This window comes from Pseudomonas sp. PDM17, from assembly GCF_014851985.1.
GTDB lineage: Bacteria > Pseudomonadota > Gammaproteobacteria > Pseudomonadales > Pseudomonadaceae > Pseudomonas.
The window spans coordinates 612,442-634,877 of the sequence record NZ_JACVAT010000004.1 but is presented as its reverse complement, the minus strand read 5'-3'; the positions used below and the strand labels follow the sequence as shown (position 1 = coordinate 634,877).

Genomic DNA, 22,436 nt, shown 5'->3' with positions numbered 1-22,436 from the left:
AAGGGCCCTTTGGGGCCCTTTTCTTTTGTCTGCCGGAAACCGTGAATCAGGACGCCTCGGCCACCGATTGTGGAGTGGCGTCGTCCGGCAGCTCACCCATATCGCGCAGGGTCTGGATGACCCAGTTCTCGGCGCGCTGGTTCAGCTCGGTGATAGCACGTGCGCCCTCCCCTTCGGCATACATGGCCGGGCCGATCACCACCTGGATGGTGCCGGGGTATTTCGCCCAGCCGTTCTTCGGCCAGCAGTGCCCGGCGTTGTGGGCGATCGGCAGTACCGGCAGGTTGGCGTTGACCGCCAGAGAGGCCCCGCCGCGGGAGAACTTGCCGATCTGGCCGGTGGGAACACGGGTGCCTTCAGGGAAGATCAATACCCAGGCGCCCTTCTTGAGGCACTCATCGCCCTGCTTGGCGATCTGCTTGAGGGCCACCTTGGGTTGCTCGCGGTTGATGGCGATGGGCTTGAGCAGCGCCATGGCCCAGCCGAAGAAGGGCACGAACAGCAGCTCGCGTTTGAGCACCAGCGCCAGCGGCTCGAAGTAGCCGGTGAGGAAGAAGGTCTCCCAGGTGCTCTGGTGTTTGGCCAGGATCACGCAGGGCTGGTCGGGGATGTTCTCAGCGCCCTTGAGCTCGTAGCGCACGCCGACCACCCAGCTGGCGAGCCAGACGGCGAATTTGCACCAGGCCTGGGCAATGAAGCGGTAGCGCGCGCGGTACGGCAGGAAGGGCGCAATGAGCAGGCTCAGGGTGCCCCAGACGAAAGCGCTGAACGACAGCAGCAGGTAGAAGAGAACGGTTCTGATGGCCTGCACTATCGACATGGGAGATGGGTCCTCAGGAAAGAAGTTGGTCGGCTACTGCCGCCAGATCGTCGAATACCAGCGTGCCTTCGGGCAACGGCTTGGTCAGGGTTCGCTCGCCTTTGCCGGTCTTTACCAACACTGGCTGACAATCGACGGCCAGCGCGGCGTCCAGGTCACCCCGGCTGTCACCCACGAACCAGGTGCCGCGCAATTCCGCGCCGTAATGCTGGGCAATCTGCAGCAGCATACCGGGTTTCGGCTTGCGGCAGTCGCAGCCCTCGTCGGGGCCATGGGGGCAGTAGACGACCACGCCGAGTTCACCGCCCTGCTCCGCCACCAGTTCGCGCAGGCGCTGGTGCATGCTCTCCAGGGTGGCCAGGTCGTAATAGCCGCGGGCAATGCCCGACTGGTTGGTGGCCACGGCCACAGTCCAGCCGGCCTTGCTCAGGCGGGCGATGGCGGTGATGGCGCTGGGGATTGGAATCCACTCGTCGAGGGATTTGATGTAGGCGTCGGAGTCCTGGTTGATGACACCGTCGCGGTCGAGGATCAGTAGCTTCATGAGTGATTCGACAAGTCAGACGCTTTCGATAAGTTGGAAATGAAAAAGCCGGGAGTCCGTCACGGCGAACCGTTGCGAACTCCCGGCTTTCAGGCGGGCATCAACCCAGCAGCGAGATGTCGGCGACGCCGAGGAACAACCCGCGCAGCTTCGCCAGCAGCGCGTAGCGGTTGGCCTTCACGGCGTTGTCGTCCGCGTTGACCAGTACTTCCTCGAAGAAGGCATCCACCGGCGCGCGCAAGGCCGCCAGACGGGCCAGGGCGGCGCGATAGTCGCGGGCCGCAGCCAGCGGAGCTACTTCGCTCTCGGCAGCTGCCACGGCGCTGCCAAGGGCCTTCTCGGCGTTCTCGGTGAACAGGCTGGCGTTGACGGAAGCGGGTACGTCGCCTTCAGCCTTGGCCAGGATGTTCGACACGCGCTTGTTGGCGGCGGCCAGGGCCTCGGCTTCGGCGAGCTGACGGAAGGCCTGCACGGCTTGCACGCGCTGGTCGAAGTCCAGCGGAGCGGTCGGCTTGAGTGCACGTACGGCCTGGTACACGGCTACGTTGACGCCTTCATCCTCGTAACGGGCACGCAGGCGGTCGAAGACGAAGTCCTGCACCTGTTCGGACAGGCCTTCGGCCTTCACCTTATCGCCGTACTGAGACACAGCCACGCCGATGGCGTCGACCAGGTCCAGGTCAAGCTGCTTCTCGATGAGGATGCGCAGCACGCCCAGGGCTGCGCGACGCAGCGCGTACGGGTCCTTGCTGCCGGTAGGCAGCATGCCGATGCCGAAGATGCCGACCAGGGTGTCGAGCTTGTCGGCCACGGCCACCGCAGCACCGGTCAGGGTACCCGGCAGCTCGGCGCCAGCGCCGCGCGGCATGTACTGCTCGTTCAGCGCCAGGGCGACGTCCTTGGCTTCTCCACCGGCAGTGGCGTAGTAGTAACCGGCGATGCCCTGCATCTCCGGGAACTCGCCAACCATCTCGGTGGCCAGGTCGCACTTGGAGAGGATGCCGGCGCGGGCAGCGTTGGTGGCATCCCCACCGATGCGCTCGGCGATGTAGGCGGCCAGCTTGGAAACCCGCTCGGCTTTCTCGTAGACAGTGCCCAGCTGGGCCTGGAACACCACGTTCTTCAGACGGGCATTAAAGGCTTCCAGCGGTTGCTTCTGGTCCTGCTTGAAGAAGAACTCGGCGTCGGTCAGGCGCGGGCGAACAACCTTCTCGTTGCCGGAGACGATGTGCTCCGGCGCCTTGCTCTCGACGTTGGCCACGGTGATGAAGCGCGGCAGCAGCTTGCCGTTCGCGTCCAGCAGGCAGAAGTACTTCTGGTTGTCCTGCATGGTGGTGATCAGGGCTTCCTGCGGCACCGCGAGGAAGCGCTCCTCGAAGGAGCACACCAGCGGCACCGGCCACTCGACCAGCGCGGTCACTTCGTCCAGCAGGTCGGCCGGGACGATGGCGCTGCCCTTCTGCTCGGCGGCCAGTTCGGCAACGCGGCTGGAGATGATCTCGCGGCGCTCGGCGAAGTCGGCCAGCACGTGGGCGCTGCGCAGGTCCTCCAGGTAGTTGGCCGGTGCCGAGATGCGCACGTTGGCAGGGTTGTGGAAGCGGTGGCCGCGGGATTCGCGACCGGCCTTCTTGGTCAGGATCTCGCAGTCGACGACGTCGTCGCCGAACAGCATCACCAGCCATTGAGTCGGGCGCACGAACTCTTCACGGCGTGCCGCCCAGCGCATGCGCTTGGGAATCGGCAGCTCGTTCAGCGAGGCTTCGACGATGCCGGGCAGCAGACCCACGGCTGGTTGGCCGGCGATGGTCTGGCTGAACTTGAGTTTCGGGCCGCTCTTGTCGATCAGCTCCAGGTCCACACCGCACTTCTTGGCGAAGCCGAGGGCGGCCTGGGTCGGGTTGCCGCTGGCGTCGAAGGCAGCCTGCAGCGGCGGGCCGTCGAGGTTCACGGTGCGGTCCGGCTGCTGCACGGCGAGCTGGTCGATCTGCACGGCCAGGCGGCGCGGCGCGGCATAGCAGCGCGCGGCGGCGTAGGTCAGGCCGGCGGCCTTGAGGCCCTTCTCGATGCCGGCCAGGAAGGCTTCACCGAGGCTTTTCAGCGCCTTGGGTGGCAGCTCTTCGGTGCCCAGTTCGACGAGGAAATCCTTCGCGCTCATTATTCGGCCTCCTTCAGCTTGGCCAGTACTTCGTCACGCAATTCGGGTGTGGCCATCGGGAAGCCGAGGCGGGCGCGGGCCTGCAGGTAGCTCTGCGCCACGGCGCGGGCCAGGGTGCGCACGCGCAGGATGTAGCGCTGACGCTCGGTCACCGAGATGGCGCGGCGGGCGTCCAGCAGGTTGAAGGTGTGCGAGGCCTTGAGGACCATCTCGTAGGTCGGCAGCGGCAGCTGCAGCTCGATCAGGCGGTTGGCTTCGCTTTCATAGAAGTCGAACAGCTCGAACAGCTTCTCGACGTTGGCGTGTTCGAAGTTGTAGGTCGACTGCTCCACTTCATTCTGGTGGAACACGTCGCCGTAGGTGACCTTGCCGAACGGGCCGTCGGCCCAGACCAGGTCGTACACCGAGTCGACGCCCTGGATGTACATGGCCAGGCGTTCCAGGCCGTAGGTGATCTCACCGGTGACCGGGTAGCACTCGATGCCGCCGACCTGCTGGAAGTAGGTGAACTGGGTGACTTCCATGCCGTTCAGCCAGATTTCCCAGCCCAGGCCCCAGGCGCCGAGTGTCGGCGATTCCCAGTTGTCCTCGACGAAACGGATATCGTGCACCAGCGGGTCGATGCCGATAGCCTGCAGCGAGCCCAGGTACAGCTCCTGGAAGTTTTCCGGGTTGGGCTTCAGGACCACCTGGAACTGGTAATAGTGCTGCAGGCGGTTGGGGTTCTCGCCGTAGCGGCCGTCGGTGGGACGGCGGCTCGGTTGCACGTACGCCGCGTTCCAGGTTTCCGGGCCCACGGCGCGGAGGAAGGTGGCGGTGTGGAAGGTGCCTGCGCCTACTTCCATGTCGTAGGGCTGCAGCACCACACAGCCCTGATCGGCCCAGTATTTTTGCAGGGCGAGGATCAGGTCCTGGAAGGTGGGCACGGCGGGCGTAGTCTGGCTCACGAATTTCACCTGTGCTGGATATGCGACTAAAACCCGGCAGTATACCGCAAGGCGCTTGCAGCTTGGGCTTCACAGCGCTTTTTGCGCGACCGTTCGTACGCCCGCGATGAGCGAAAAACTGGCCAGATGACTGTGTTTTTGTACAGCCATTTGTCTATAGTCAGAACCTTCCCGTTTCCAAGGCCGACTGCCATGCCCCGCTGCTTCTGGTGTAACGACGATCCCTTGTACATCGCCTACCACGATGCCGAGTGGGGCGTGCCCCAGCGCGATGCCCGCGCGCTGTTCGAGATGATCATCCTCGAAGGCGCCCAGGCCGGTCTGTCGTGGATCACCGTGCTGAAGAAGCGCGAGCGCTACCGCGAGGTGCTGTTCGGCTTCGATCCCGCGCGCCTGGCGCGCATGACCGACGAGGAAATCGAGGAGCGCATGCAGGACCCAGGCATCATCCGCAACTTCGCCAAGCTCAAGGCGGCGCGGCAGAACGCCCAGGCCTGGCTGAAGCTGGAGGACCCGGTGACCTTCCTCTGGTCCTTCGTCGGCGGCCAGCCCAAGGTCAACCACTTCAGCGGCCGCGGCGACGTGCCGGCGGTGACGCCCGAGGCCGAGGCCATGAGCAAGGCGCTGCGCAAGGCCGGTTTCAATTTCGTCGGCCCGACCATCTGCTACGCCTTCATGCAGGCCACCGGCATGGTGATGGACCACACTGTCGACTGCGACCGCTACGCCGAGCTGACCCGCGCCTAAGGCAGCGGGCTGGCCACCGTGACCGCCTGCCAGGGCCCGGCGGAGCGGCCAGTCAGCGCTGACCAGTACCAGGACGAGGTATCGGAGAAGGATTGGCCGGTGGCGTCCTCGATGTAGTCGCAGACCTGCAGTCGCACTCCCTCGCGTTCGACCACGAAGCAGCGTTGCAGACCTTGCGCGTCAACCCGTTGCCGAAGCTGCGTCTGCTCGATGCGATAGCCCAGCGCACGGAAGCAATCCTCCGCCGGATGCAACTTGCGGGTTGGCCGCAGCACCTGGCGCAGCACAATGCTGCGCTGGCCATCGCTGAAGCGGCCGAGCTGGCCGGGGAAGTCCGCGGCGAAGCGCTGCTCCACCGGCGAAAGCGCCAGCGGGCGCAAGACACGACCTTCGAATTGCACCGGCCATTCATGGGCGACTCGAGCTGCCTCTGACGCGGTGGTAGCCGGTGACAGGAAAGGCCAGAGCGTCGCCAGCAGCAGGGCACCGAGCAGGCTGCCGGCGAAACGCGCAGAAGGGGCAGGCCGGGTAGCTTCCACCGACGCCGACGGTACAAATGCACGCCGCCCGATCACCCGGAAAATCATCCCGCAGACTCCGACGAACACCAGTAGCCCGACCGCCTCGTGGGCCCAGCCGGGAAACCCGCTCGCCTCGCTCTCGCCCCACACCAGCAGTGTGTTGCGCAGGATGTTTCCGCCCAGCACCAGCAGTCCCACCAGCGGCAGGCGGCGCAACAGCAGGCGGTCCGGCAGCCGCAGCCAGGCCGCCAGCGCGCAGGCGGTGAAGTAGCCGACCCAGGCCATCTGGATACCCGAGCAGGGCGCATCGACCATCACCCACTGGCCGTCCACCAGCAGCGCACTGCCCTGCCGCTCCACCGTCCAACTGCCCAGGCGCAGCAGCCACGCGCTGACCTCGGCGGTGACGACGCGCAATGGATAACCGACGAAGAACTGCAGCGAAGACAGCAGCGGCAACGACAGTACGCCCAGCCCCAGCCAGGCCAGCCAGGGCTGTCCGGAGGCACGCAGGCTGAGGATCACCAGTAACAGCGCCAGCACCGAGACCAGCCCGCGCAGCAGCGGCGGCAGGATCGATTGGGAAAGCGCCCCGACAACCAGCAACAGCGCTGCGCTGCCCAGCCAGCGCAGGCGCGGTTGCCTGCGCAGGCTGGTGCAGTCGCGCCGGAGCAGTAGTGCGAGTGCCGCCAGCGCGATGATCCCCAACGGATCATCCGAACCATCACTGAACCGTCGCGCCGCCCACAGCCAGCTCGGCCAGGCCGCCAGTGCGGCGAACAGCAGCCAGCTCCAGCCGGGCAGGCGGCGGATCATGCGGCCTTCCTCCGCCAGAACCAGGCGCCCAGCGCGGCCAGCAGCGACATGGCCCATACGCCCGGTTCCGGCGTGCCGGGCACGGTGCTGCCGATGGCGTTGTTGCTCACGCCCTGGGGCATCGGCAGCGGTTGGTCGACCGTCCTGCTCGCCTGCGGGTCGGGATTTCGCACCTGCTGGTCGACGGCGATGAACGAGGTATAGGGCGTGAGCAACTGGTACTTCAGACCGAGGTCGAGAATCTGCGAGCTGAACTCGAAGCCGCCATCGAGCGCCTCCTGGTCCATCAGGCTGGCGAGGCGTTGGCGTGCCCACAGGTGGGCGAGCGCACTGCCGCTGTCAGTGAGGTTGCCGGTGCTGGTCGGCAACCGTACCTGGAACGGGCCGTCGGCGGCGTGGGCGTCGAGACGCAGCTCACCACGCGGCTCGCCCTTCCACTTGCCGAACAGCACCAGCGGGCGATTGGCGAACAGGTCGGGCAATTGCAGCGGCTCCACGTCGTAGACATCGAGGCCCTCGAAGCGGGCATGGATACCCTTGAGCAGCGGGCTGTCGATCATCTTGCGGAAGCGCTGCGCCGCCTTGTTCGCCTGCTCATCATCGGTCACCACGAAAGGCTCGCCCTGCCCCGCCCGCGCCAGGCCTTCGATCAGGCTGCGGTTCACCGCGCTACCGATGCCGAAGGCGAACAGATTGGCCTTGCTCAGGTTCTCGCGCACCAGCTTGTAGGCGCTGCTCTCGATGGTGACGTAGCCGTCGGTGACCACCACGAAACTTCGCGAGCGCTCCGGATCCGTGGGCATCGACAGCGCCTCGCGCAGGGCCGGCATCAGCTCGGTACCGCCGGCGCCGACCTGGCTGTCCAGCAGCTCGATGGCCAGACGGATGTTTTCCGGCGTGGCGGGGAGCGAACGCTCCGCCAGCTTGCGGTTGTCGCCGGCGAACAACAGCAGGTTGAAGGTGTCGCTGGGGCGCAGGCGGCCGATCAGGTCGCGCAGCAGGATTTTGGTGGTGTCCAGTGGGAAGCCGTTCATGGAGCCGGAGACATCCACCACGAAGACATAGTCGCGCGGCACGATAAGCCGGGCGTCCGGCGCTCGCGGCGGGGCGACCATGGCGAGGAAGAAGTTCTCCTGCTCGCCGCGCGACAACAACAGGCCGCTCTGCACGGATTCACCGCCGAGCTGGTAATCGAGGATGAAGTCGCGGTTGCTGGCGGTGGCATCGTCAGCCGCTATCTGCGCGGTGGCGCGCCGGCTGTCACGCTGAATGGTCAGGCGATGGGAAGGCGAGGCGATCTCGCCGATCTGCACCGGCGCCAGCAGTTCGACCTGCAGGGCGAAGGTCGTGGCCGAAGGCTGTCCGGCCGGCAGGTACGGTGACTCGATCCACTGCTGCTTGCCGCTGCCGGATTCACCGCGACCGTTGTAGCGCGGCCCGACCACCGTGGGGAAGACGAACTGGAAGCGCCCGTCGGTGGGCACCAGCAGCTCGCTGTAGCGCAGTTCCACCTGCACCGCGTCGCCGGGAAGTATGTTGGCGACGTTCATCTGGAACACGTTCTCGCGCTCCTGCTCCAGCAGCGCGGCGGTCTTGCCGTCCTGTTTGGCCTGCCGGTACTCGGCCTTGGCCTTCTGCTTCTCGCGGATCTGCGCCTGGATCACCCGGTCGCCCAGGTGCACGGTCATGCCGTGGACGGCAGCGCGGGTCGAGGCGGGGAACACGTAGCGCGCCTCCAGCGGTGTCTTGCCCTGGTTGCGGTACTCCTGGGTCACCGTCACTTCGGCGATGTTGCCCAGCACGCGGGCCTCCACGCGGGTGGCCTTGAGGGGCAGCGCGTCGATCGCCGGGTCGGCATTCTCGACGAAGAAGTATGGACTGGAGCTGCTGTCCTCTGCAGCCAGTGCCGCCAGGCTGGCGCTCATCGCCAGCAGCAGGCAGCACAGCCGTGCAAGGATGGTGGGGGTAAGCATCGCGGGCCTCCGGGCCAGTGGATCGAATGGCCGCAGGTTGCGCGCGCGCTGTGGGCGCAATGTGCTCGCCGGGTGGAGATTGTGTGGAGCCGCGATGGCGCCCGATTTACCGGCGCGAGCGGCTACAATGGCCGCCATCTGCTTGAAGGAGTTTTCCGTGGAGAAATTCAAGGGCGCACTGGTGGTGGGCTTCCTGCGGTTGTTCGCCATGCTGCCGTGGCGCGCGGTGGGCGCATTGGGCGCCGGCATCGGCTGGCTGATGTGGAAGCTGCCCAACCGGTCCCGCGAGATCGTGCGGATCAACCTGTCGCACTGCTTCCCCGAACTGTCCGAGGCCGAGCTGGAGAAGCTCGTCGGCCAGAGCCTGATGGACATCGGCCGCACGCTGACCGAGAGCGCCTGCGCCTGGATGTGGTCGCCGCAGAAGTCGCTGCAGTACATCCGTGAAGTCGAAGGCATGGAAGTGCTGGAAGAAGCGCTGGCCTCCGGCGATGGCCTGGTCGGTATCACCAGCCACCTGGGCAACTGGGAAGTGCTCAACCACTTCTACTGCTCCTACGCCAAGCCGATCATTTTCTACCGCCCGCCCAAGCTCAAGGCGGTGGACGATCTGCTGAAGAAGCAGCGCGTACAGCTGGGCAACCGCGTCGCGCCCTCGACGCCTGAAGGCATCAAGAGCGTGATCAGGGAAGTGAAGAACGGCGGCTGCGTCGGCATCCCCTGTGACCCGGAGCCGGACCTCGGCTCGGGCCTGTTCGTGCCCTACCTGGGCACCACTGCGCTGACCAGCAAGTTCGTGCCCTCGCTGCTCTCGCGCGGCAAGGCTCGTGGCGTGTTCTTCCACGCCGTGCGCCTGCCCGATGGCAGCGGCTACAAGGTCATCCTCGAGGCGGCCCCGGCGGATATGTACGACAAGGACATGGAAGTGTCGGTCGCTGCGCTCAGCCGCGAGCTGGCCAAGTACGTCCGTGCCTATCCCAGCCAGTACATGTGGACCATGAAGCGCTTCAAGAAGCGCCCCGAGGGCGAGGCCCGCTGGTACTGAGCACGCCCCGCTCAATCGACCCGATAGGCACGTCGCCCCTGGATTGTTGATGCCCGGGGCGTCAGGCTGAACGTCCCACGCTCCCGGAATCCCTCCCCATGCTCGGCCTGCCGACCACCGCCACTGCGCCGTTCTGTCCCTCGGAAGTCAAAGGCAGCATCCAGGTCGCGGCCGGCGCGCCGTTGTGGAAGCGCATCCTGCAGTTCGCCGGCCCCGGTCTGCTGGTCTCCATCGGCTACATGGACCCGGGTAACTGGGCCACCGCCATCGAAGCCGGCTCGGGCTTTGGTTACCAGCTGCTGTTCGTGGTGCTGCTTTCCAGCCTCGCCGGGATGGTCCTGCAGTGCCTGGCGATGCGCCTGGGGATCGTCACCGGCCAGGACCTGGCGCAACTCTCGCGCAGCCGCTACAGCCTCGGCACGGCGCGTCTGCAATGGCTGCTGGCGGAGTTGTCGATCGTCGCCACGGACCTTGCCGAAGTGCTCGGCTGCGCCCTGGCCTTCCACCTGCTGCTAGGCGTCGACCTGGTCACCGGGGTGATCCTCACCGCCTTCGACACGCTCATCGTGCTCGGCCTCAAGGGCCAGCGCTTCCGCCACCTGGAAGCGATCATGCTCGGCCTGATCGTCACCATCAGCGGCTGCTACCTGGTCGAGCTGATCCTCATCAAGCCCTACTGGCCCGACGTCGCCGCCGGCTTCCTGCCCAGCTGGGACGCGGTGACCCAGCGCGAGCCGTTGTACCTGGCGATCGGCATCCTCGGTGCCACGGTGATGCCGCACAACCTCTACCTGCATTCCTCCATCGTGCAGACGCGGCAGGTCAGCGGCAGCAACGGCAAGGCCGCGGCGATCCGCCTGACGCGCATCGACACCGTGGTCTCGCTGAGCCTCGCACTGCTGGTCAACGCGGCAATCCTGATCCTCGCCGCCGCGGCCTTCCACGAGACCGGCCACACCGGCGTCACCGAAATCCAGGACGCCTACCGCCTGCTCGAACCGCTGGTGGGCACCGGCCTTGCGGCGATCCTCTTCGGCGTCGCCCTGCTCGCCTCCGGGCAGAGCTCCACCTTTACCGGCACCATCGCCGGGCAGGTGATCATGGATGGCTTCCTGCAGATGAAGATTCCCTGCTGGCAACGCCGCCTGATCACCCGCGCCCTGGCACTGATCCCGGCGCTGATCGGCGTGGTGATGTTGGGCGACAAGGCGGTGGGCAAGCTGCTGGTGTTCAGCCAGGTGGTGCTCAGCCTGCAACTGCCGTTCGCGCTCTGGCCGCTGATCCGCTTCACCAGCGATCGCGCACTGATGGGCGAGTTCGCCAACTCCCTGCTGACCCGTGTGCTGGCCTGGGGCTTGTTCTGCGTCATCAGCGCCGCCAATCTCTGGCTGCTCGCGCAATTGCTGGCTTGACCTGACCCCTGGGTTTCAGGCCCATTAGTGCGCTGACATTCAGGACGGATGCCATTCATGTCGAACCAAAGGCAGTACCCGCGTACCCCGATGAAGTGCCGGATCAAGATCAGCCATGCCAGCTTCGGTGATGTGTTCGGCCATACCCGTGATCTGTCCGATGGCGGCGTCTACGTCCGTCATGAAGTGCTCGCCGCGCTGCCCGCCGGCACCCGCGTGACTGGCCAGGTGCAGGACATGCCCTTCGATGCGCCGATCCTGGAGATGGAAGTGATGCGCACCGACGCCGAGGGCGCGGGCTTCCGCTTCGTCGGCAACGCCTGATCCCCGCTGCACTGCGAACTGCCTTTCTGTAGGAGCAAGCTCGCTCCTACCATCAGGGCACGGCTCCCGCGTTATCAATTCGCCTCGTTCACCGCACTCAGGAATGCCCGTGTCCGCTCATGCTGTGGATGGCCGAAGAACTGCTGCGGGCTGCCCTGTTCCAGGATGCTGCCCTGGTGGAAGAAGCACACGCGGTCGGCGAACTCGCGGGCGAAGCCCATCTGGTGGGTGACCATGAGCATGGTCAGGTTGTGCTCGGCGCCCAGCTTGCGCACCACGTTGAGGACCTCGCCGCACAGCTCCGGGTCCAGCGCCGAAGTCACCTCGTCGAACAGCATCACCTTGGGCCGCATCGCCAGCGCGCGGGCAATCGCCACGCGTTGCTGCTGGCCGCCGGAAAGCTGTGACGGATAGTGGTCGAGCTTGTTGCCCAGGCCGACCATTTCCAGCAGCTCCACCGCGCGCTCGCGGGCTTCTTCGCGGCGCATGCCGAGTACCTGCACCGGCGCCTCCATCACGTTGCGCAGCGCGCTCATGTGCGGGAACAGGTTGAAGCACTGGAACACCATGCCGATCTTGCTGCGCACCTTGCGCACGTGGCTCTCCGGCGCGCGCACCAGGGTCTCGTTGCGCTTGAGGTGGGTCAGCGGCTCGCCGTCGACTTCGATCAGCCCGCTGTCGATGGTCTCCAGCGTCATCAGTGCGCGCAGCAGGGTCGATTTGCCCGAGCCGCTGGGACCGATGATGGCGACCTTCTCGTTGGCCTTCACCTCCAGGTTGAGGTCCTTGAGCACGCTGAAGCTGCCGTAGCTCTTGCACACGTTGCGGAAGCTGACCATCGGCTGGGCCGTCTCGGCGCGCGCGGCCGGGGCATCCTGGTTGGCCACGCGCGGCGCAGTCTGTAGGGAGTGAACGGACATCGGAGTACCTCCAGAAGAGTCAGTCATGGCAGCGCCGTACGTTTTTCCACCTGGCGCACGACGCCCGCCAGGCCGATGGAGATGAGCAGGAAGAACACCCCGACCAGGGTGATCGGTTCCAGGTAGCGGAAGCTGTCGGAGCCGATGTTCTTCGCCTGCTGCATGATTTCCACCACGGTGATCGCGGAGAGCACCGGGGTGTCCTTGAACATGGCGATCAGGTAGTTGCCCAGCGCCGGCAGCACCGGGCGGATGGCCTGGGGCAGGATCACCTCGCGGTAGGCCTTGAACGGCGAGAAATTCAGCGCGGTGACTGCTTCCCACTGCCCGCGCGGCACCGCTTCCAGGCCGGCGCGGTACACCTCGGCGGTGTAGCAGGCGTAGTGCAGGGCGATGCCGAGGGTGCCGGCCACCAGGGCGGTCATGCTCAGCCCGTAGGTCGGCAGGACGTAGAACAGGAAGTACACCTGGATCAACAAGGGTGTGCTGCGGATGAACTCGATCAGCCAGGCCGCCGGCCACGACAGCCAGATGTGCCGGCTGCGCCGGGCGATGGCGAAGAGCAGGCCGAACACCACCGCCAGGGCGAAGCCCACCAGGGTGATGGCGATGGTCCGCAGCGAGGCGTGCAGCAACTGCGGGAGAATCTGCCAGGCGAAGTCCCAGTCGAAGAATTTCATCACAGGCCTCCGCGGATTCGGCCGTGCCCCAGCCAGCGTTCGAGGCGGCGCATGAGGAAGACGATGACCTGGGCCATGACGAAGTACAGCACCAGCGTAAGCAGGAAGATCTTCATGGTCTCGAAGGTCGCCTGGTCCAGCTGGCGGGCGCGGAAGGTCAGGTCCGATAGGGTGATCAGCGACACCAGCGAGGTGTTCTTCAGCAGCTCGATCAGCAGGTTGGTACCCGGCGGGATCGCGCAGAGCAGCGCCTGCGGCAGGATGATCCGGCGGAAGCGCGTGAAGGGCGACATGTTCAGCGCCAGCGAGGCTTCGTATTGCCCCTTGGGCACCGAGCCGATGGCGCCGCGCATCACTTCCGCGCCGTAGGCGCCGATGTGCAGGCCCAGGCCGATGATCGCCACGCTGTAGGCGCTCATCTCCAGGTTGAACGGCGGCAACGGCAGCACGAAGTACAGCCAGAACAGCTGGACCAGCAAGGAGGTGCCGCGGAACAGCTCGATGTAGGCGATGGACACCCAGCGTACCGCCGGCCACGGCGAGAGCCGGCCGAGTGCGGCGATGATGGCGGCGGCGACCGCCAGCAGGGAGCCGAAGACGGTCACCTGGACGGTGATCCAGGCGCCCTCCAGCAGCAGAGGAAGCAATTCACCCATGGTACGTATCCCGTTGCGACAGGTTCGACCAAACGACCGGGCAGGCGCGCCCTATGCCAGCGACGCACCTTGCGCGGTCACTGTTTGCAGAGCTCGGCGGCGGTCTTGTCGGTGACGTTTGACTTGTCGAAGCCGAACGGCTTGACCGTCGCCAGGTGCTCGGCGCCGCCCAGCCACTGCTTGAGCTGGGCGTTGACGGCATCGCGCAGGTCCTTGTCGTCCGGGCGGAAGGCCAGGGCGCCGTAACCGATGTGCGACGGGTCGTCCTTGAAGTCGGTGATGGCTTCCACCGAGTCGCCGCCTTTCGCCGCGAGGCCTTTCATGGTCAGCGCGGTGCCGACGCTGGCATCCGCTCGGCCGGCACGCACGGCCTGCAGCTGCGCGGTGGTGTCGGGCACCTGGACGATCTGCTCTTCCGCCACACCTTCCGCGCGGGCGTAACCCAACTCGGCGGTGCCGGACATGATCGCCAGCTTCACGTCCGGGTTGTTCTTCACGTCGGCGTAGCTGTGCAGGTTCTTCGGGTTGCCCTTCTTCACCAGCAGCGAGTCGGGAATCTGGTAATGCGGGTCGGTGAAGATCACCTGCTGGCAGCGTGGCGGGGTGATGTACATGCCAGCGGCGATGACGTCGAAACGCCCGGCACGCAGGCCGGGGATCAGCGCGCCCCATTCGGTCAGCACCGGCTCGATCTTCTTCACACCCATTTTCGTGAAGATCTGCGTGGCAATTTCCGGGGACTCGCCGGTGACCTTGCCGGAGGTCTCGGTGTAGGCGAACGGCGCTTCGTTGGCATAGCCGATGCGCACGGTGCCAGTGCTCTTGATGCGTTCCAGGGTGGTATCGGCGTAACTGCCGGCGCTGGCGACGGCGCAGGCCAGCAGGGTGCAGGCAAGACTCAGGCGGCGCAGGAAAACAGGGGCGGTACTCATCTTCGGATCTCCTGATCTTCGCTTGCCGAACGCGGTGGGCGCGCGGCGATGGATGGCAGGTAGCAATGTCGTACGACTGTTGTTCTTGTAGGTCGGGCCCCGGGTGGGGCCTTCCGAAGTTCTTGCGCCGCTGTCGATGGCGACGGCGACAAGCTCGACGCCAGACTAAGCCGCGGCGCCTTGCGGCTGTTCCTGATCGACAACCCCGCGGCGGGAAAAAGCCACCGTCGCGACGAACGCATCCGCAGGTTTTTTCTGCGCGGGCCTGACAATGCGGCCCGATGTGCGGCCCGATGTACTGACAGGTGCGCGGCTATATGTCCTGTGCCCGAGCATACAAAAGGGTCGGAACGGTCGACATTGCACTAGGACAATTGCCGCCGGTGTGCCGGTCCGTCACTCTGGACCCCTGACCAGACGGAGCGCTGAAGATGGAAGCCTGGCGTCGCGCCCTGGCCGACCTGCGGGTCGGCGAATCCAAGTACAAGACCCTGGTGCAGGCCATTGCCGGCGACATCGAGCAGGGCCGTCTGAGCGACGGCCAGCGCCTGCCGCCGCAGCGCCACGTCGCCGATGGCTTGGGCATCAGCGTGCAGACCGTGACCAACGCCTACAAGGAACTGGAGCGCCAGGGCCTGGTGCGCTGCGAGGTTGGCCGCGGCAGCTTCGTCACACGGCGGATGACCGAGGGCATGGCCCACTACATGGTCGACCATCCCGAGCGCGCGCTGGTGGACTTCTCCATCGCCAGCATCGTCCACACCCGCGAGCACGACCGCCTGTGGCAGGACAGCTGCCGTGAGCTGGCACAGGAAACCGATCAGCCCTGGATGCGCGCCTGTCGCCCGGTGGCTGGCTTCGATATGCACCGCGACGCCGGGGTGAAATGGCTGGCGCAATTGGGCCTCAAGCGCGAGCGCGACGACGTGCTGATCACCAATGGTGCGGCCCACGGCATCTTCCTTGCCCTCGCCTCCCTCGCTGGGCCGGACGACGTGGTGCTCTGCGAGCAGCTCACCGACCACGGTGTGATCGGCAATTCCCAGGTGCTCGGCTTCACCCTCAAGGGCGTCGAGATCGACAAGCAAGGCATCGACCCGGAGCACTTCGAAGACCTCTGCGCCAACGAACGCATCACCGCGCTGGTGTGCACGCCCAACCTGAACAACCCGACCTCCTGCCTGATGCCCGATACGCGCCGCCGCGAGATCGCCGCTATCGCCCAGCGCTATGGCGTGTATGTGATCGAAGACGACGTCTACGGTCCGCTGCTCGGCGAGCGCCGCCCGCCGCCACTCAGCCATTACCTGCCGGACCTGTCGTTCTACTGCACCAGCTTCACCAAGAGCGTGCTCACCGGTCTGCGCATCGGCTACCTGGCCATGCCACGACGGCTGGCGCTGCGCACCGAGAGCATCCTGCGGGTGAACAGCTGGATGGGCACGCCGCTGCTGGCGGAAGTGGCGGCGCGCTGGATCCACAACGGCAACGCCGCCGCGCTGATCGGCCTGCAGCGCCGAGTGCTGGAGAAGCGCCAGGGGCTGGTGCGCGAGTACCTCGGCGAGCATCTGCGCGGGTGTGATCCGCATTCGCTGAGCGCATGGATCGGCATCCCCGAACACTGGGAACTGGACAGCCTGGTGCGCGAGCTGCGTCATCGACACATTGCCGTGACGCCGCCCGATCCGTTCATGGTGCGCGGGACCCCCAGGCCGCGAGCGGTGCGCCTGTGCATGGGCGCTGAATGCAGCGACGAGCGCATGGCGAGCGCCCTGGAAGACATGCGCGAACTGTTCGGGCAGTACCCGAAGATCCACGACTTCTGACACCGGCCCCTCCCTGTAGGAGCGCCCCACGGGCGCGATCGCGGGCATGGCCCGGCTCCTACAGGGGACGTCGATGCTTGCGCTAGGCCTATTCGTAGGGCGCATAACGCGCCAGCGTTATCCGCCGCAGGGTGGACGGCGGATAACCTGTTCCAGGTTATGCGCCCTACGGCCTGCACCCAGCTTTCCCTCAGGAGCGGACTCTGTCCGCGATGGGGCTGCATCGCGCGGGAGGCTATCGCGGACGGAATCCGCTGCTACGTAAAACACCTCCGCGAACTACATCGTCCTAGTACATTCATTGCGACAATTTCCCGCCCCTACACTCGGCCCCACTGCATTCCCCGGAGGCCGAGATGGAGCCGATTTCCCTCGTCGAGCTGTACCGAGCACGCCAGCGCATCCAGGGCCTGGTGCGGCAGACGCCGCTGGAGCATTCGCCCAGCCTGTCGCGCCTGCTCGGAGCGCCGGTGTACCTCAAGCTCGAATCGCAGCAGATCACCGGCAGCTTCAAGCTGCGCGGCGCAAGCAATGCGATTGCCCAGCTCGACGACGAGCAGAAGGCCAGGGGCGTGGTCGCCGCCTCCACCGGCAACCACGGCCGGGCGTTGGCCCATGCCGCGCGGATGCTCGGGGTGCGCGCCACCGTCTGCCTGTCTCAATTGGTGCCGGCGAACAAGGTCCAGGCGATCCGCGAGCTGGGCGCCGAGGTGCGCATAGTCGGTCACAGCCAGGACGATGCCCAGGCCGAAGCCGAGCGGATTGCCCGCGAGCAGGGCGCGGCGCTGCTGCCGCCCTTCGACCATCCGCAGATCATCGCCGGCCAGGGCACCCTCGGCCTGGAAATCCTCGAACAGCTGCCGGATGTACGCCAGGTGCTGGTGCCGCTCTCCGGCGGCGGCCTGTTCGGCGGCGTGGCGCTGGCGCTCAAGCACGTCGACCCGAGCATCCGCGTGCACGGCATCAGTATGCGCCGTGGCGCCGCCATGGCTGCCAGCCTCGCTGCCGGCCATCCCGTCGAAGTGGAAGAGCTGCCGACCCTGGCCGACTCCCTCGGCGGCGGCATCGGCCTGGACAACCGGTACACCTTCGCCCTGGCCCGCGACTACTGCGACCAGCTGCACCTGCTCGACGAGCCCTCCATCGCCGCCGGCATCCGCCACGCCTACCGCGAGGAACGGCAGGTGGTGGAAGGTGCCGCCGCCGTCGGCATCGCCGCGCTGCTGGATGGCCTGATCGCCCCGGTCGGCCCGGTGGTGGTGATCGTCAGCGGCCGCAACATCGCCATCGAACAACACCAGCAAATCCTCGAGGAATCCGCCCATGGCTGACGTCACCCTGCTCAGCGAAGCCGACCTGCGCGCCTGCGTGGCCATAGACCGGGAGAGCCTCGACGCCGTCGAGCAGGCCTTCCGCCTGCTCGCCACGGCGCCGGTGGCGATGCCGCCGATCCTTCGCCTGGACGTGCCCGAACACAACGGTGAAGTCGACGTGAAGACCGCCTACCTGCCCGGCCTGCCGCGCTTCGCCATCAAGGTCAGCCCCGGCTTTTTCGACAACCCGAAGCTCGGCCTGCCCAGCCTCAACGGCATGATGATGCTGCTCTCCTCGCGCACCGGCCTGCTCGAGGCGCTGCTGCTGGACAACGGCTATCTCACCGCCGTGCGTACCGCTTGCGCCGGCGCAGTGGCGGCCAATTGGCTGGCCCGCGAGGACTCGCGGCAGGTCGCGCTGATCGGCGCCGGTGAACAGGCGCGGTTGCAGCTCAAGGCGCTGTGCCTGGTGCGGCCCATCGAAGCCGCCAGCGTCTGGGCGCGTGACCTCGACAAGGCGCGGCACTGCGCGCAGGAGCTGAGCACCAGCCTGGGCATGGCGGTCAGCGCCTGCGCCAGCATCGACGAAGCGCTGGAAGGCGCCGACATCGCCATCACCAGCACGCCCAGCCGCGAGCCGCTGATCCAGAAAAAGCACCTGCGCCCCGGCCTGCACATCACCGCCATGGGGTCGGACGCCGAGCACAAAAACGAGATCGCCGCCGACGCCCTGGCGGCGGTGGACTGCTACGTCGCCGACCGCCTCAGCCAGACCCGGGTGCTGGGCGAGCTGCACCACGCGGTGCAGGCCGGCAACGTCAGCCTGGATGCGGATTTTGCCGAGCTGGGCCAGGTCATCGCCGGGCAGCGCGAAGGCCGCCGCCGCGCCGAAGACATCACTCTCTGCGACCTCACCGGCACCGGCGCGCAGGACACCGCCATCGCCGGCCTGGCCTTCCAGCGGGCGCAGCGGATGGGCAAGGGATTTCGCTTCAGCAGCTGAAAAAATTTCGTCCCGCTTCGCGGGATGAGCGCCCTCACCCCAGCCCTCTCCCTTTGAGCGGGGCGCGCAGCCAGGGCTGGGATGAGGGAATTGCACAGGCACGGGCTGTCCGGAAGAAGCCCGCAACAGGTTCTCCCAAGAGGATTTCCGCATGTCCGAAATCGTCGTCAACCTCCCCTTCAGCCGGGAGGAATACGCCCAGCGGATCGCCAAGGTCCGCGCCAGCATGCAACAACGCGGCATCGAACTGCTGCTGGTCACCGATCCGTCGAACATGGCCTGGCTCACCGGCTACGACGGCTGGTCCTTCTATGTGCACCAGTGCGTGCTGCTGGCGCTGGAGGGTGAGCCGGTCTGGTTCGGTCGCGGCCAGGACGCCAACGGTGCGCGGCGCACGGTGTTCATGCAGGCGGACAATATCGTCGGCTACCCCGATCACTATGTGCAGTCCACTGAGCGCCACCCGATGGACTACCTGTCCCGCGAGGTCATCGCCGCGCACGGCTGGACAGGCAAGGCCGTCGGCGTCGAGATGGACAACTATTACTTCAGCGCCGCCGCCTTCCGCTCGCTGCAGGCCAACCTGCCGAGCGCGAAGTTCGTCGACGCCACCGCGCTGGTGAACTGGCAGCGCGCGGTGAAATCGCCGCGCGAAATCGAGTACATGCGCGTCTCCGCGCGCATCGTCGAGAAGATGCACGCGCACATCGTCGAGCGCATCGAACCGGGCATGCGCAAGAACGAGCTGGTGGCCGAGATCTACAGCACCGGCATCCTCGGCGCCGACGGCCATGGTGGCGACTACCCGGCCATCGTCCCGCTGCTGCCCACCGGCGCCGACGCCAGCGCACCACACCTGACCTGGGACGACACGCCCTTCGAACGCGGCGCCGGGACCTTCTTCGAGATCGCCGGCTGCTACAAGCGCTACCACTGCCCGCTATCGCGCACGGTGTTCCTCGGCAAGCCGCCCAAGCACTTCCTCGACGCGGAAACGGCCGTGGTCGAAGGCATTGCCGCCGGCCTGGACGCCGCCAAACCCGGCAACACCACCGGCGACATTGCCCGCGCCTTCTTCGGCGTGCTGGAGAAGTTCGGCATCCACAAGGACAGCCGCTGCGGCTACCCCATCGGTATCAGCTACCCGCCGGACTGGGGCGAACGCACCATGAGTCTGCGTCCGAACGACAACAGCGTGCTCGAACCGGGCATGACCTTCCACTTCATGCCTGGCCTGTGGATGGACGACTGGGGCCTGGAGATCACCGAAAGCATCCTCATCACCGAGCGCGGCGTGGAGACCTTCTGCGACTACCCGCGCCAGCTGTTCGTGAAGGAGTGAGGCAATGACCCATGTACTCGACAAGCCGCTGCGCGAGAACCCCATCTCCGCCAGCGTCGATTTCCAGTGCGAGGGCGTGCAGCACGGCCACCTCAAGCTGCCGTACTCGCGGGATGATTCGGCCTGGGGCGCGGTGATGATCCCCATCTGCGTGGTGAAGAACGGCGAAGGCCCCACCGCGCTGCTCACGGGCGGCAACCATGGCGACGAGTACGAGGGCCCGGTGGCGCTCAGCCGCCTGGCCCAGGAGCTGCGCGCCGAGGACGTGAGCGGCCGGGTGATCATCGTGCCGTTCATGAACACCCCGGCGTTCCTCGCCGGCAAGCGCACCTCGCCGATCGACGCCGGCAACCTCAACCGCAGCTTCCCCGGTCGCCCGGACGGCACGGTAACGCAGAAGATCGCCGACTATTTCCAGCGCACCCTTCTGCCGCTGGCGGATGTGGTGCTGGATATCCATTCCGGCGGCCGCACCCTCGACTTCCTGCCCTTCGCCGCCTGCCACGTGCTGCCGGACAAGGCCCAGCAGGAAGCCAGCGAGGCGCTGATGCGTGCCTTCGCCGCGCCCTTCTCCATGCGCATGCTGGAGCTGGACGCGGTGGGCATGTACGACACGGCGGCCGAGGAGCAGGGCAAGCTGTTCGTGACCACCGAACTCGGGGGCGGCGGTAGCAGCAGCGCGCACACCGTAGCCATCGCCCGGCGCGGCGTGCGCAACGTGCTGGTGCAGGCCGGCATCCTGCGCGGCGACGTGGAGCCGGCGCAGTCGGTGATGCTCGATATGCCCGACGGCGACTGCTTCGTCGCCAGTGAACACGGCGGGCTGCTGGAGATGTGCCGTGACCTGGGTGAGCGGGTCGAACACGGCGAAGTGCTGGCGCGGGTGCACGACGTGCTGCGCACCGGCGCGGCACCCGTGGAGTACCGCGCCAGGCGCAGCGGCATCCTCGTCGCGCGGCACTTCCCCGGCCTGGTTCAGAGCGGCGACACCCTCGCGGTGGTTGCCGAGGTGCTCGACTGAGCCGTCCGGGAGGCAAGCATGATCAAGCTCGACCGTTATGACCTGAAGATCCTGCGCATCCTCGCCGGCGATGGGCGCATCACCAAGTCGAGCCTGGCCGAGGCGATCAACCTCTCGGTCAGCCCGGCGTGGGAGCGCGTGCGCAAGCTGGAAGAGGCCGGGCTGATCAAGGGCTACCGCGCGCAGATCGACTGGCCGGCATTGTTCAAACAGCAGCAGGTGCTGGTGGAAATCACCCTCGCACGGCACACCGCGCAGGACATGAAGCGCTTCGAGCAGCGCCTGCATCAGGCGCCGGAGGTGGGCTTCTGCTACGCCACCGGCGGCGGGGTGGACTACATCGCGATGATCCAGGCCCGTGACATCGACCATTACCAGCGCTTCATCGACCAGCTGCTGCTGGAGGACGTGGGCATCGAGCGCTACTTCACCTACATCGTCACCAAGGTGATCAAGACGCTGGATGCGGCGATTCCCGTCGAGGCGCAGGAGCAGAGCCTTGCGTAGGGCGAATGACCTGGAACAGGTTATCCGCCGTTCCTCTGTGTGCGGATGGCAGATTCGGCGGATAACGCTGACGCGTTATCCGCCCTACGGGCAGCTCGCTCCTAGATAAACGCGCGTCGGCGGTTGAACAAATTTTGCCCAACAAATCCTGACTTCCAGGTCCGGATCGTATACAATGCGCGCCGCTCGGCATGGTGCCGGGCATGGGTTCCCTCACCCCATCGACGAAAAAGGCCCAAAGCATGTCGGCATCCCTTCCGGCGGCAAGGCGCGGCGCACTCGCCGGCCTGGTCGCGTTCCACATCCTGATCATCATCGCCAGCAACTACCTGGTGCAGCTGCCAATGACCCTCTTTGGCTGGCACACCACCTGGGGCGCGTTCAGCTTCCCGTTCATCTTCCTGGCCACCGACCTCACCGTCCGACTGCTCGGCAAGCGCCCGGCGCGGCTGGTCATCGCGCGGGTGATGATCCCGGCGCTGCTGGCGTCCTACGTGATCTCGGTGATCTTCCAGGAAGGCGCCTTCAGAGGGCTCGCCTCCCTGGGCGAATTCAACACCTTCGTCGCGCGGATTTCCCTGGCCAGCTTCCTGGCCTACGTGTTCGGCCAGATCCTCGACATCCAGGTCTTCGACCGCCTGCGCCGCATGCGCCAGTGGTGGATCGCCCCGGTGGTCTCGACCCTGTTCGGCAACCTGCTGGACACCTTCACCTTCTTCTCCATCGCCTTCTGGCACAGCGACAACGCCTTCATGGCCGAGCACTGGGTGGAGATCGCCTGGGTCGACTACGGCGTGAAGCTGGCGGTCATGCTGATGCTCTTCGTGCCGCTCTACGGCATGTTGCTCAGCGCCATTACCCGTAACCTGCGTCGCGCCGCCACGGCCTGACGCCACCCGAAAAAGCCCAACAGCGGCGGCAGAACTGCGAAA

21 protein-coding genes are annotated in these 22,436 nt (G+C 66.3%); 11 read left to right on the top strand and 10 right to left on the bottom strand.

The genetic code is table 11. From position 1 onward, the window contains the following. Positions 1 to 46: 46 nt before the first annotated feature. From IB256_RS17215 to glyQ, 4 genes are all read right to left on the bottom strand, one after another. Complete coding sequence (locus tag IB256_RS17215; RefSeq protein ID WP_192294388.1) at positions 47 to 820, bottom strand: lysophospholipid acyltransferase family protein; 774 nt, start codon at positions 818 to 820, stop codon at positions 47 to 49. Positions 821 to 833: 13 nt separating this feature from the next. Then, a complete protein-coding gene (gene gmhB / locus IB256_RS17210) occupies positions 834 to 1,364 on the bottom strand; it encodes a D-glycero-beta-D-manno-heptose 1,7-bisphosphate 7-phosphatase (RefSeq protein WP_192294386.1) in 531 nt (176 codons plus the stop codon). Between the two features lie 100 nt (positions 1,365 to 1,464). Beyond that, positions 1,465 to 3,519, bottom strand: a complete 2,055-nt coding sequence (gene glyS / locus IB256_RS17205; RefSeq protein WP_192403415.1) for a glycine--tRNA ligase subunit beta — start codon at positions 3,517 to 3,519, stop codon at positions 1,465 to 1,467. Continuing rightward, entirely contained in the window at positions 3,519 to 4,466 is a 948-nt protein-coding gene (gene glyQ / locus IB256_RS17200; protein ID WP_015474809.1) for a glycine--tRNA ligase subunit alpha, read from the bottom strand. Before glyQ ends, glyS begins: the two co-directional genes overlap by 1 nt. Positions 4,467 to 4,658: 192 nt before the next feature. Between glyQ and IB256_RS17195 the strand changes: the two genes are divergently transcribed. Beyond that, complete coding sequence (locus IB256_RS17195; protein WP_192294382.1) at positions 4,659 to 5,213, top strand: DNA-3-methyladenine glycosylase I; 555 nt, start codon at positions 4,659 to 4,661, stop codon at positions 5,211 to 5,213. Here the strand turns inward: IB256_RS17195 and xrtQ are convergent. Then, positions 5,210 to 6,550 carry an exosortase Q gene (gene xrtQ, locus IB256_RS17190; RefSeq protein ID WP_192403414.1) on the bottom strand — a complete coding sequence of 447 codons (1,341 nt, stop codon included), beginning with the start codon at positions 6,548 to 6,550 and terminating at the stop codon, positions 5,210 to 5,212. The two genes, IB256_RS17195 and xrtQ, sit on opposite strands and share 4 nt — an antisense overlap. Next, complete coding sequence (locus IB256_RS17185; protein ID WP_192403411.1) at positions 6,547 to 8,523, bottom strand: VIT and vWA domain-containing protein; 1,977 nt, start codon at positions 8,521 to 8,523, stop codon at positions 6,547 to 6,549. The genes xrtQ and IB256_RS17185 overlap by 4 nt, the downstream gene beginning before the upstream one ends. Before the next feature lie 157 nt (positions 8,524 to 8,680). On the opposite strand from IB256_RS17185, the gene IB256_RS17180 reads away from it, so the two are divergent. The 3 genes from IB256_RS17180 to IB256_RS17170 all read left to right on the top strand — a co-directional run bounded on the left by IB256_RS17180 (position 8,681) and on the right by IB256_RS17170 (position 11,304). Then, positions 8,681 to 9,568, top strand: a complete 888-nt coding sequence (locus IB256_RS17180) for a lysophospholipid acyltransferase (RefSeq protein WP_192294376.1) — start codon at positions 8,681 to 8,683, stop codon at positions 9,566 to 9,568. Between the two features lie 98 nt (positions 9,569 to 9,666). Continuing rightward, on the top strand, positions 9,667 to 10,980 hold the full coding sequence (locus IB256_RS17175; protein ID WP_192294374.1) for an Nramp family divalent metal transporter: 1,314 nt from the start codon (positions 9,667 to 9,669) through the stop codon (positions 10,978 to 10,980). Between the two features lie 57 nt (positions 10,981 to 11,037). After that, positions 11,038 to 11,304, top strand: coding sequence for a PilZ domain-containing protein (locus IB256_RS17170; RefSeq protein WP_081518975.1), 267 nt, complete (start codon positions 11,038 to 11,040; stop codon positions 11,302 to 11,304). A gap of 74 nt (positions 11,305 to 11,378) precedes the next feature. Here the strand turns inward: IB256_RS17170 and ehuA are convergent, their stop codons facing one another. The 4 genes from ehuA to ehuB form a co-directional block, all read right to left on the bottom strand. Then, positions 11,379 to 12,143 carry an ectoine/hydroxyectoine ABC transporter ATP-binding protein EhuA gene (gene ehuA / locus IB256_RS17165; protein ID WP_192403560.1) on the bottom strand — a complete coding sequence of 255 codons (765 nt, stop codon included), beginning with the start codon at positions 12,141 to 12,143 and terminating at the stop codon, positions 11,379 to 11,381. A 104-nt stretch (positions 12,144 to 12,247) separates the two neighbouring features. Next, complete coding sequence (gene ehuD, locus IB256_RS17160) at positions 12,248 to 12,904, bottom strand: ectoine/hydroxyectoine ABC transporter permease subunit EhuD (protein ID WP_081518973.1); 657 nt, start codon at positions 12,902 to 12,904, stop codon at positions 12,248 to 12,250. Next, on the bottom strand, positions 12,904 to 13,560 hold the full coding sequence (gene ehuC / locus IB256_RS17155) for an ectoine/hydroxyectoine ABC transporter permease subunit EhuC (RefSeq protein ID WP_138213443.1): 657 nt from the start codon (positions 13,558 to 13,560) through the stop codon (positions 12,904 to 12,906). Before ehuC ends, ehuD begins: the two co-directional genes overlap by 1 nt. A gap of 77 nt (positions 13,561 to 13,637) precedes the next feature. Further along, a complete protein-coding gene (ehuB, locus tag IB256_RS17150) occupies positions 13,638 to 14,492 on the bottom strand; it encodes an ectoine/hydroxyectoine ABC transporter substrate-binding protein EhuB (RefSeq protein WP_192294370.1) in 855 nt (284 codons plus the stop codon). A 431-nt stretch (positions 14,493 to 14,923) separates the two neighbouring features. Between ehuB and IB256_RS17145 the strand changes: the two genes are divergently transcribed. The 7 genes from IB256_RS17145 to IB256_RS17115 all read left to right on the top strand — a co-directional run bounded on the left by IB256_RS17145 (position 14,924) and on the right by IB256_RS17115 (position 22,394). Further along, positions 14,924 to 16,318 (top strand): PLP-dependent aminotransferase family protein, encoded by a 1,395-nt coding sequence (locus IB256_RS17145; protein WP_192294368.1) that lies wholly within the window; start codon positions 14,924 to 14,926, stop codon positions 16,316 to 16,318. Between the two features lie 356 nt (positions 16,319 to 16,674). Continuing rightward, positions 16,675 to 17,649 (top strand): hydroxyectoine utilization dehydratase EutB, encoded by a 975-nt coding sequence (eutB, locus tag IB256_RS17140; RefSeq protein WP_192294366.1) that lies wholly within the window; start codon positions 16,675 to 16,677, stop codon positions 17,647 to 17,649. Continuing rightward, a complete protein-coding gene (locus IB256_RS17135; protein WP_192294364.1) occupies positions 17,642 to 18,634 on the top strand; it encodes a cyclodeaminase in 993 nt (330 codons plus the stop codon). The genes eutB and IB256_RS17135 overlap by 8 nt, the downstream gene beginning before the upstream one ends. Before the next feature lie 151 nt (positions 18,635 to 18,785). Then, positions 18,786 to 19,976, top strand: a complete 1,191-nt coding sequence (gene doeA, locus IB256_RS17130) for an ectoine hydrolase DoeA (protein WP_192403410.1) — start codon at positions 18,786 to 18,788, stop codon at positions 19,974 to 19,976. Between the two features lie 4 nt (positions 19,977 to 19,980). Beyond that, positions 19,981 to 20,997 carry a N(2)-acetyl-L-2,4-diaminobutanoate deacetylase DoeB gene (doeB, locus tag IB256_RS17125; protein ID WP_192403408.1) on the top strand — a complete coding sequence of 339 codons (1,017 nt, stop codon included), beginning with the start codon at positions 19,981 to 19,983 and terminating at the stop codon, positions 20,995 to 20,997. 18 nt (positions 20,998 to 21,015) lie between these two features. Further along, complete coding sequence (locus IB256_RS17120; RefSeq protein WP_192403406.1) at positions 21,016 to 21,504, top strand: Lrp/AsnC family transcriptional regulator; 489 nt, start codon at positions 21,016 to 21,018, stop codon at positions 21,502 to 21,504. Positions 21,505 to 21,746: 242 nt separating this feature from the next. Continuing rightward, on the top strand, positions 21,747 to 22,394 hold the full coding sequence (locus IB256_RS17115; protein ID WP_192403404.1) for a 7-cyano-7-deazaguanine/7-aminomethyl-7-deazaguanine transporter: 648 nt from the start codon (positions 21,747 to 21,749) through the stop codon (positions 22,392 to 22,394). Positions 22,395 to 22,436: the final 42 nt, after the last annotated feature.

Excerpts from the sequence above, each read along its gene's own strand:
- doeB (WP_192403408.1), top strand. The coding sequence starts at position 19,981 with ATGACCCATGTACTCGACAAGCCGCTGCGCGAGAACCCCATCTCCGCC.
- IB256_RS17135 (WP_192294364.1), top strand. The coding sequence starts at position 17,642 with ATGGCTGACGTCACCCTGCTCAGCGAAGCCGACCTGCGCGCCTGCGTG.
- ehuC (WP_138213443.1), bottom strand. The coding sequence starts at position 13,560 with ATGGGTGAATTGCTTCCTCTGCTGCTGGAGGGCGCCTGGATCACCGTC.
- IB256_RS17215 (WP_192294388.1), bottom strand. The coding sequence starts at position 820 with ATGTCGATAGTGCAGGCCATCAGAACCGTTCTCTTCTACCTGCTGCTG.
- doeA (WP_192403410.1), top strand. The coding sequence starts at position 18,786 with ATGTCCGAAATCGTCGTCAACCTCCCCTTCAGCCGGGAGGAATACGCC.
- xrtQ (WP_192403414.1), bottom strand. The coding sequence starts at position 6,550 with ATGATCCGCCGCCTGCCCGGCTGGAGCTGGCTGCTGTTCGCCGCACTG.
- ehuD (WP_081518973.1), bottom strand. The coding sequence starts at position 12,904 with ATGAAATTCTTCGACTGGGACTTCGCCTGGCAGATTCTCCCGCAGTTG.
- IB256_RS17145 (WP_192294368.1), top strand. The coding sequence starts at position 14,924 with ATGGAAGCCTGGCGTCGCGCCCTGGCCGACCTGCGGGTCGGCGAATCC.
- ehuA (WP_192403560.1), bottom strand. The coding sequence starts at position 12,143 with ATGGTCAGCTTCCGCAACGTGTGCAAGAGCTACGGCAGCTTCAGCGTG.
- IB256_RS17115 (WP_192403404.1), top strand. The coding sequence starts at position 21,747 with ATGTCGGCATCCCTTCCGGCGGCAAGGCGCGGCGCACTCGCCGGCCTG.
- eutB (WP_192294366.1), top strand. The coding sequence starts at position 16,675 with ATGGAGCCGATTTCCCTCGTCGAGCTGTACCGAGCACGCCAGCGCATC.
- IB256_RS17185 (WP_192403411.1), bottom strand. The coding sequence starts at position 8,523 with ATGCTTACCCCCACCATCCTTGCACGGCTGTGCTGCCTGCTGCTGGCG.
- IB256_RS17175 (WP_192294374.1), top strand. The coding sequence starts at position 9,667 with ATGCTCGGCCTGCCGACCACCGCCACTGCGCCGTTCTGTCCCTCGGAA.
- ehuB (WP_192294370.1), bottom strand. The coding sequence starts at position 14,492 with ATGAGTACCGCCCCTGTTTTCCTGCGCCGCCTGAGTCTTGCCTGCACC.
- gmhB (WP_192294386.1), bottom strand. The coding sequence starts at position 1,364 with ATGAAGCTACTGATCCTCGACCGCGACGGTGTCATCAACCAGGACTCC.
- IB256_RS17170 (WP_081518975.1), top strand. The coding sequence starts at position 11,038 with ATGTCGAACCAAAGGCAGTACCCGCGTACCCCGATGAAGTGCCGGATC.
- IB256_RS17195 (WP_192294382.1), top strand. The coding sequence starts at position 4,659 with ATGCCCCGCTGCTTCTGGTGTAACGACGATCCCTTGTACATCGCCTAC.
- IB256_RS17120 (WP_192403406.1), top strand. The coding sequence starts at position 21,016 with ATGATCAAGCTCGACCGTTATGACCTGAAGATCCTGCGCATCCTCGCC.
- glyS (WP_192403415.1), bottom strand. The coding sequence starts at position 3,519 with ATGAGCGCGAAGGATTTCCTCGTCGAACTGGGCACCGAAGAGCTGCCA.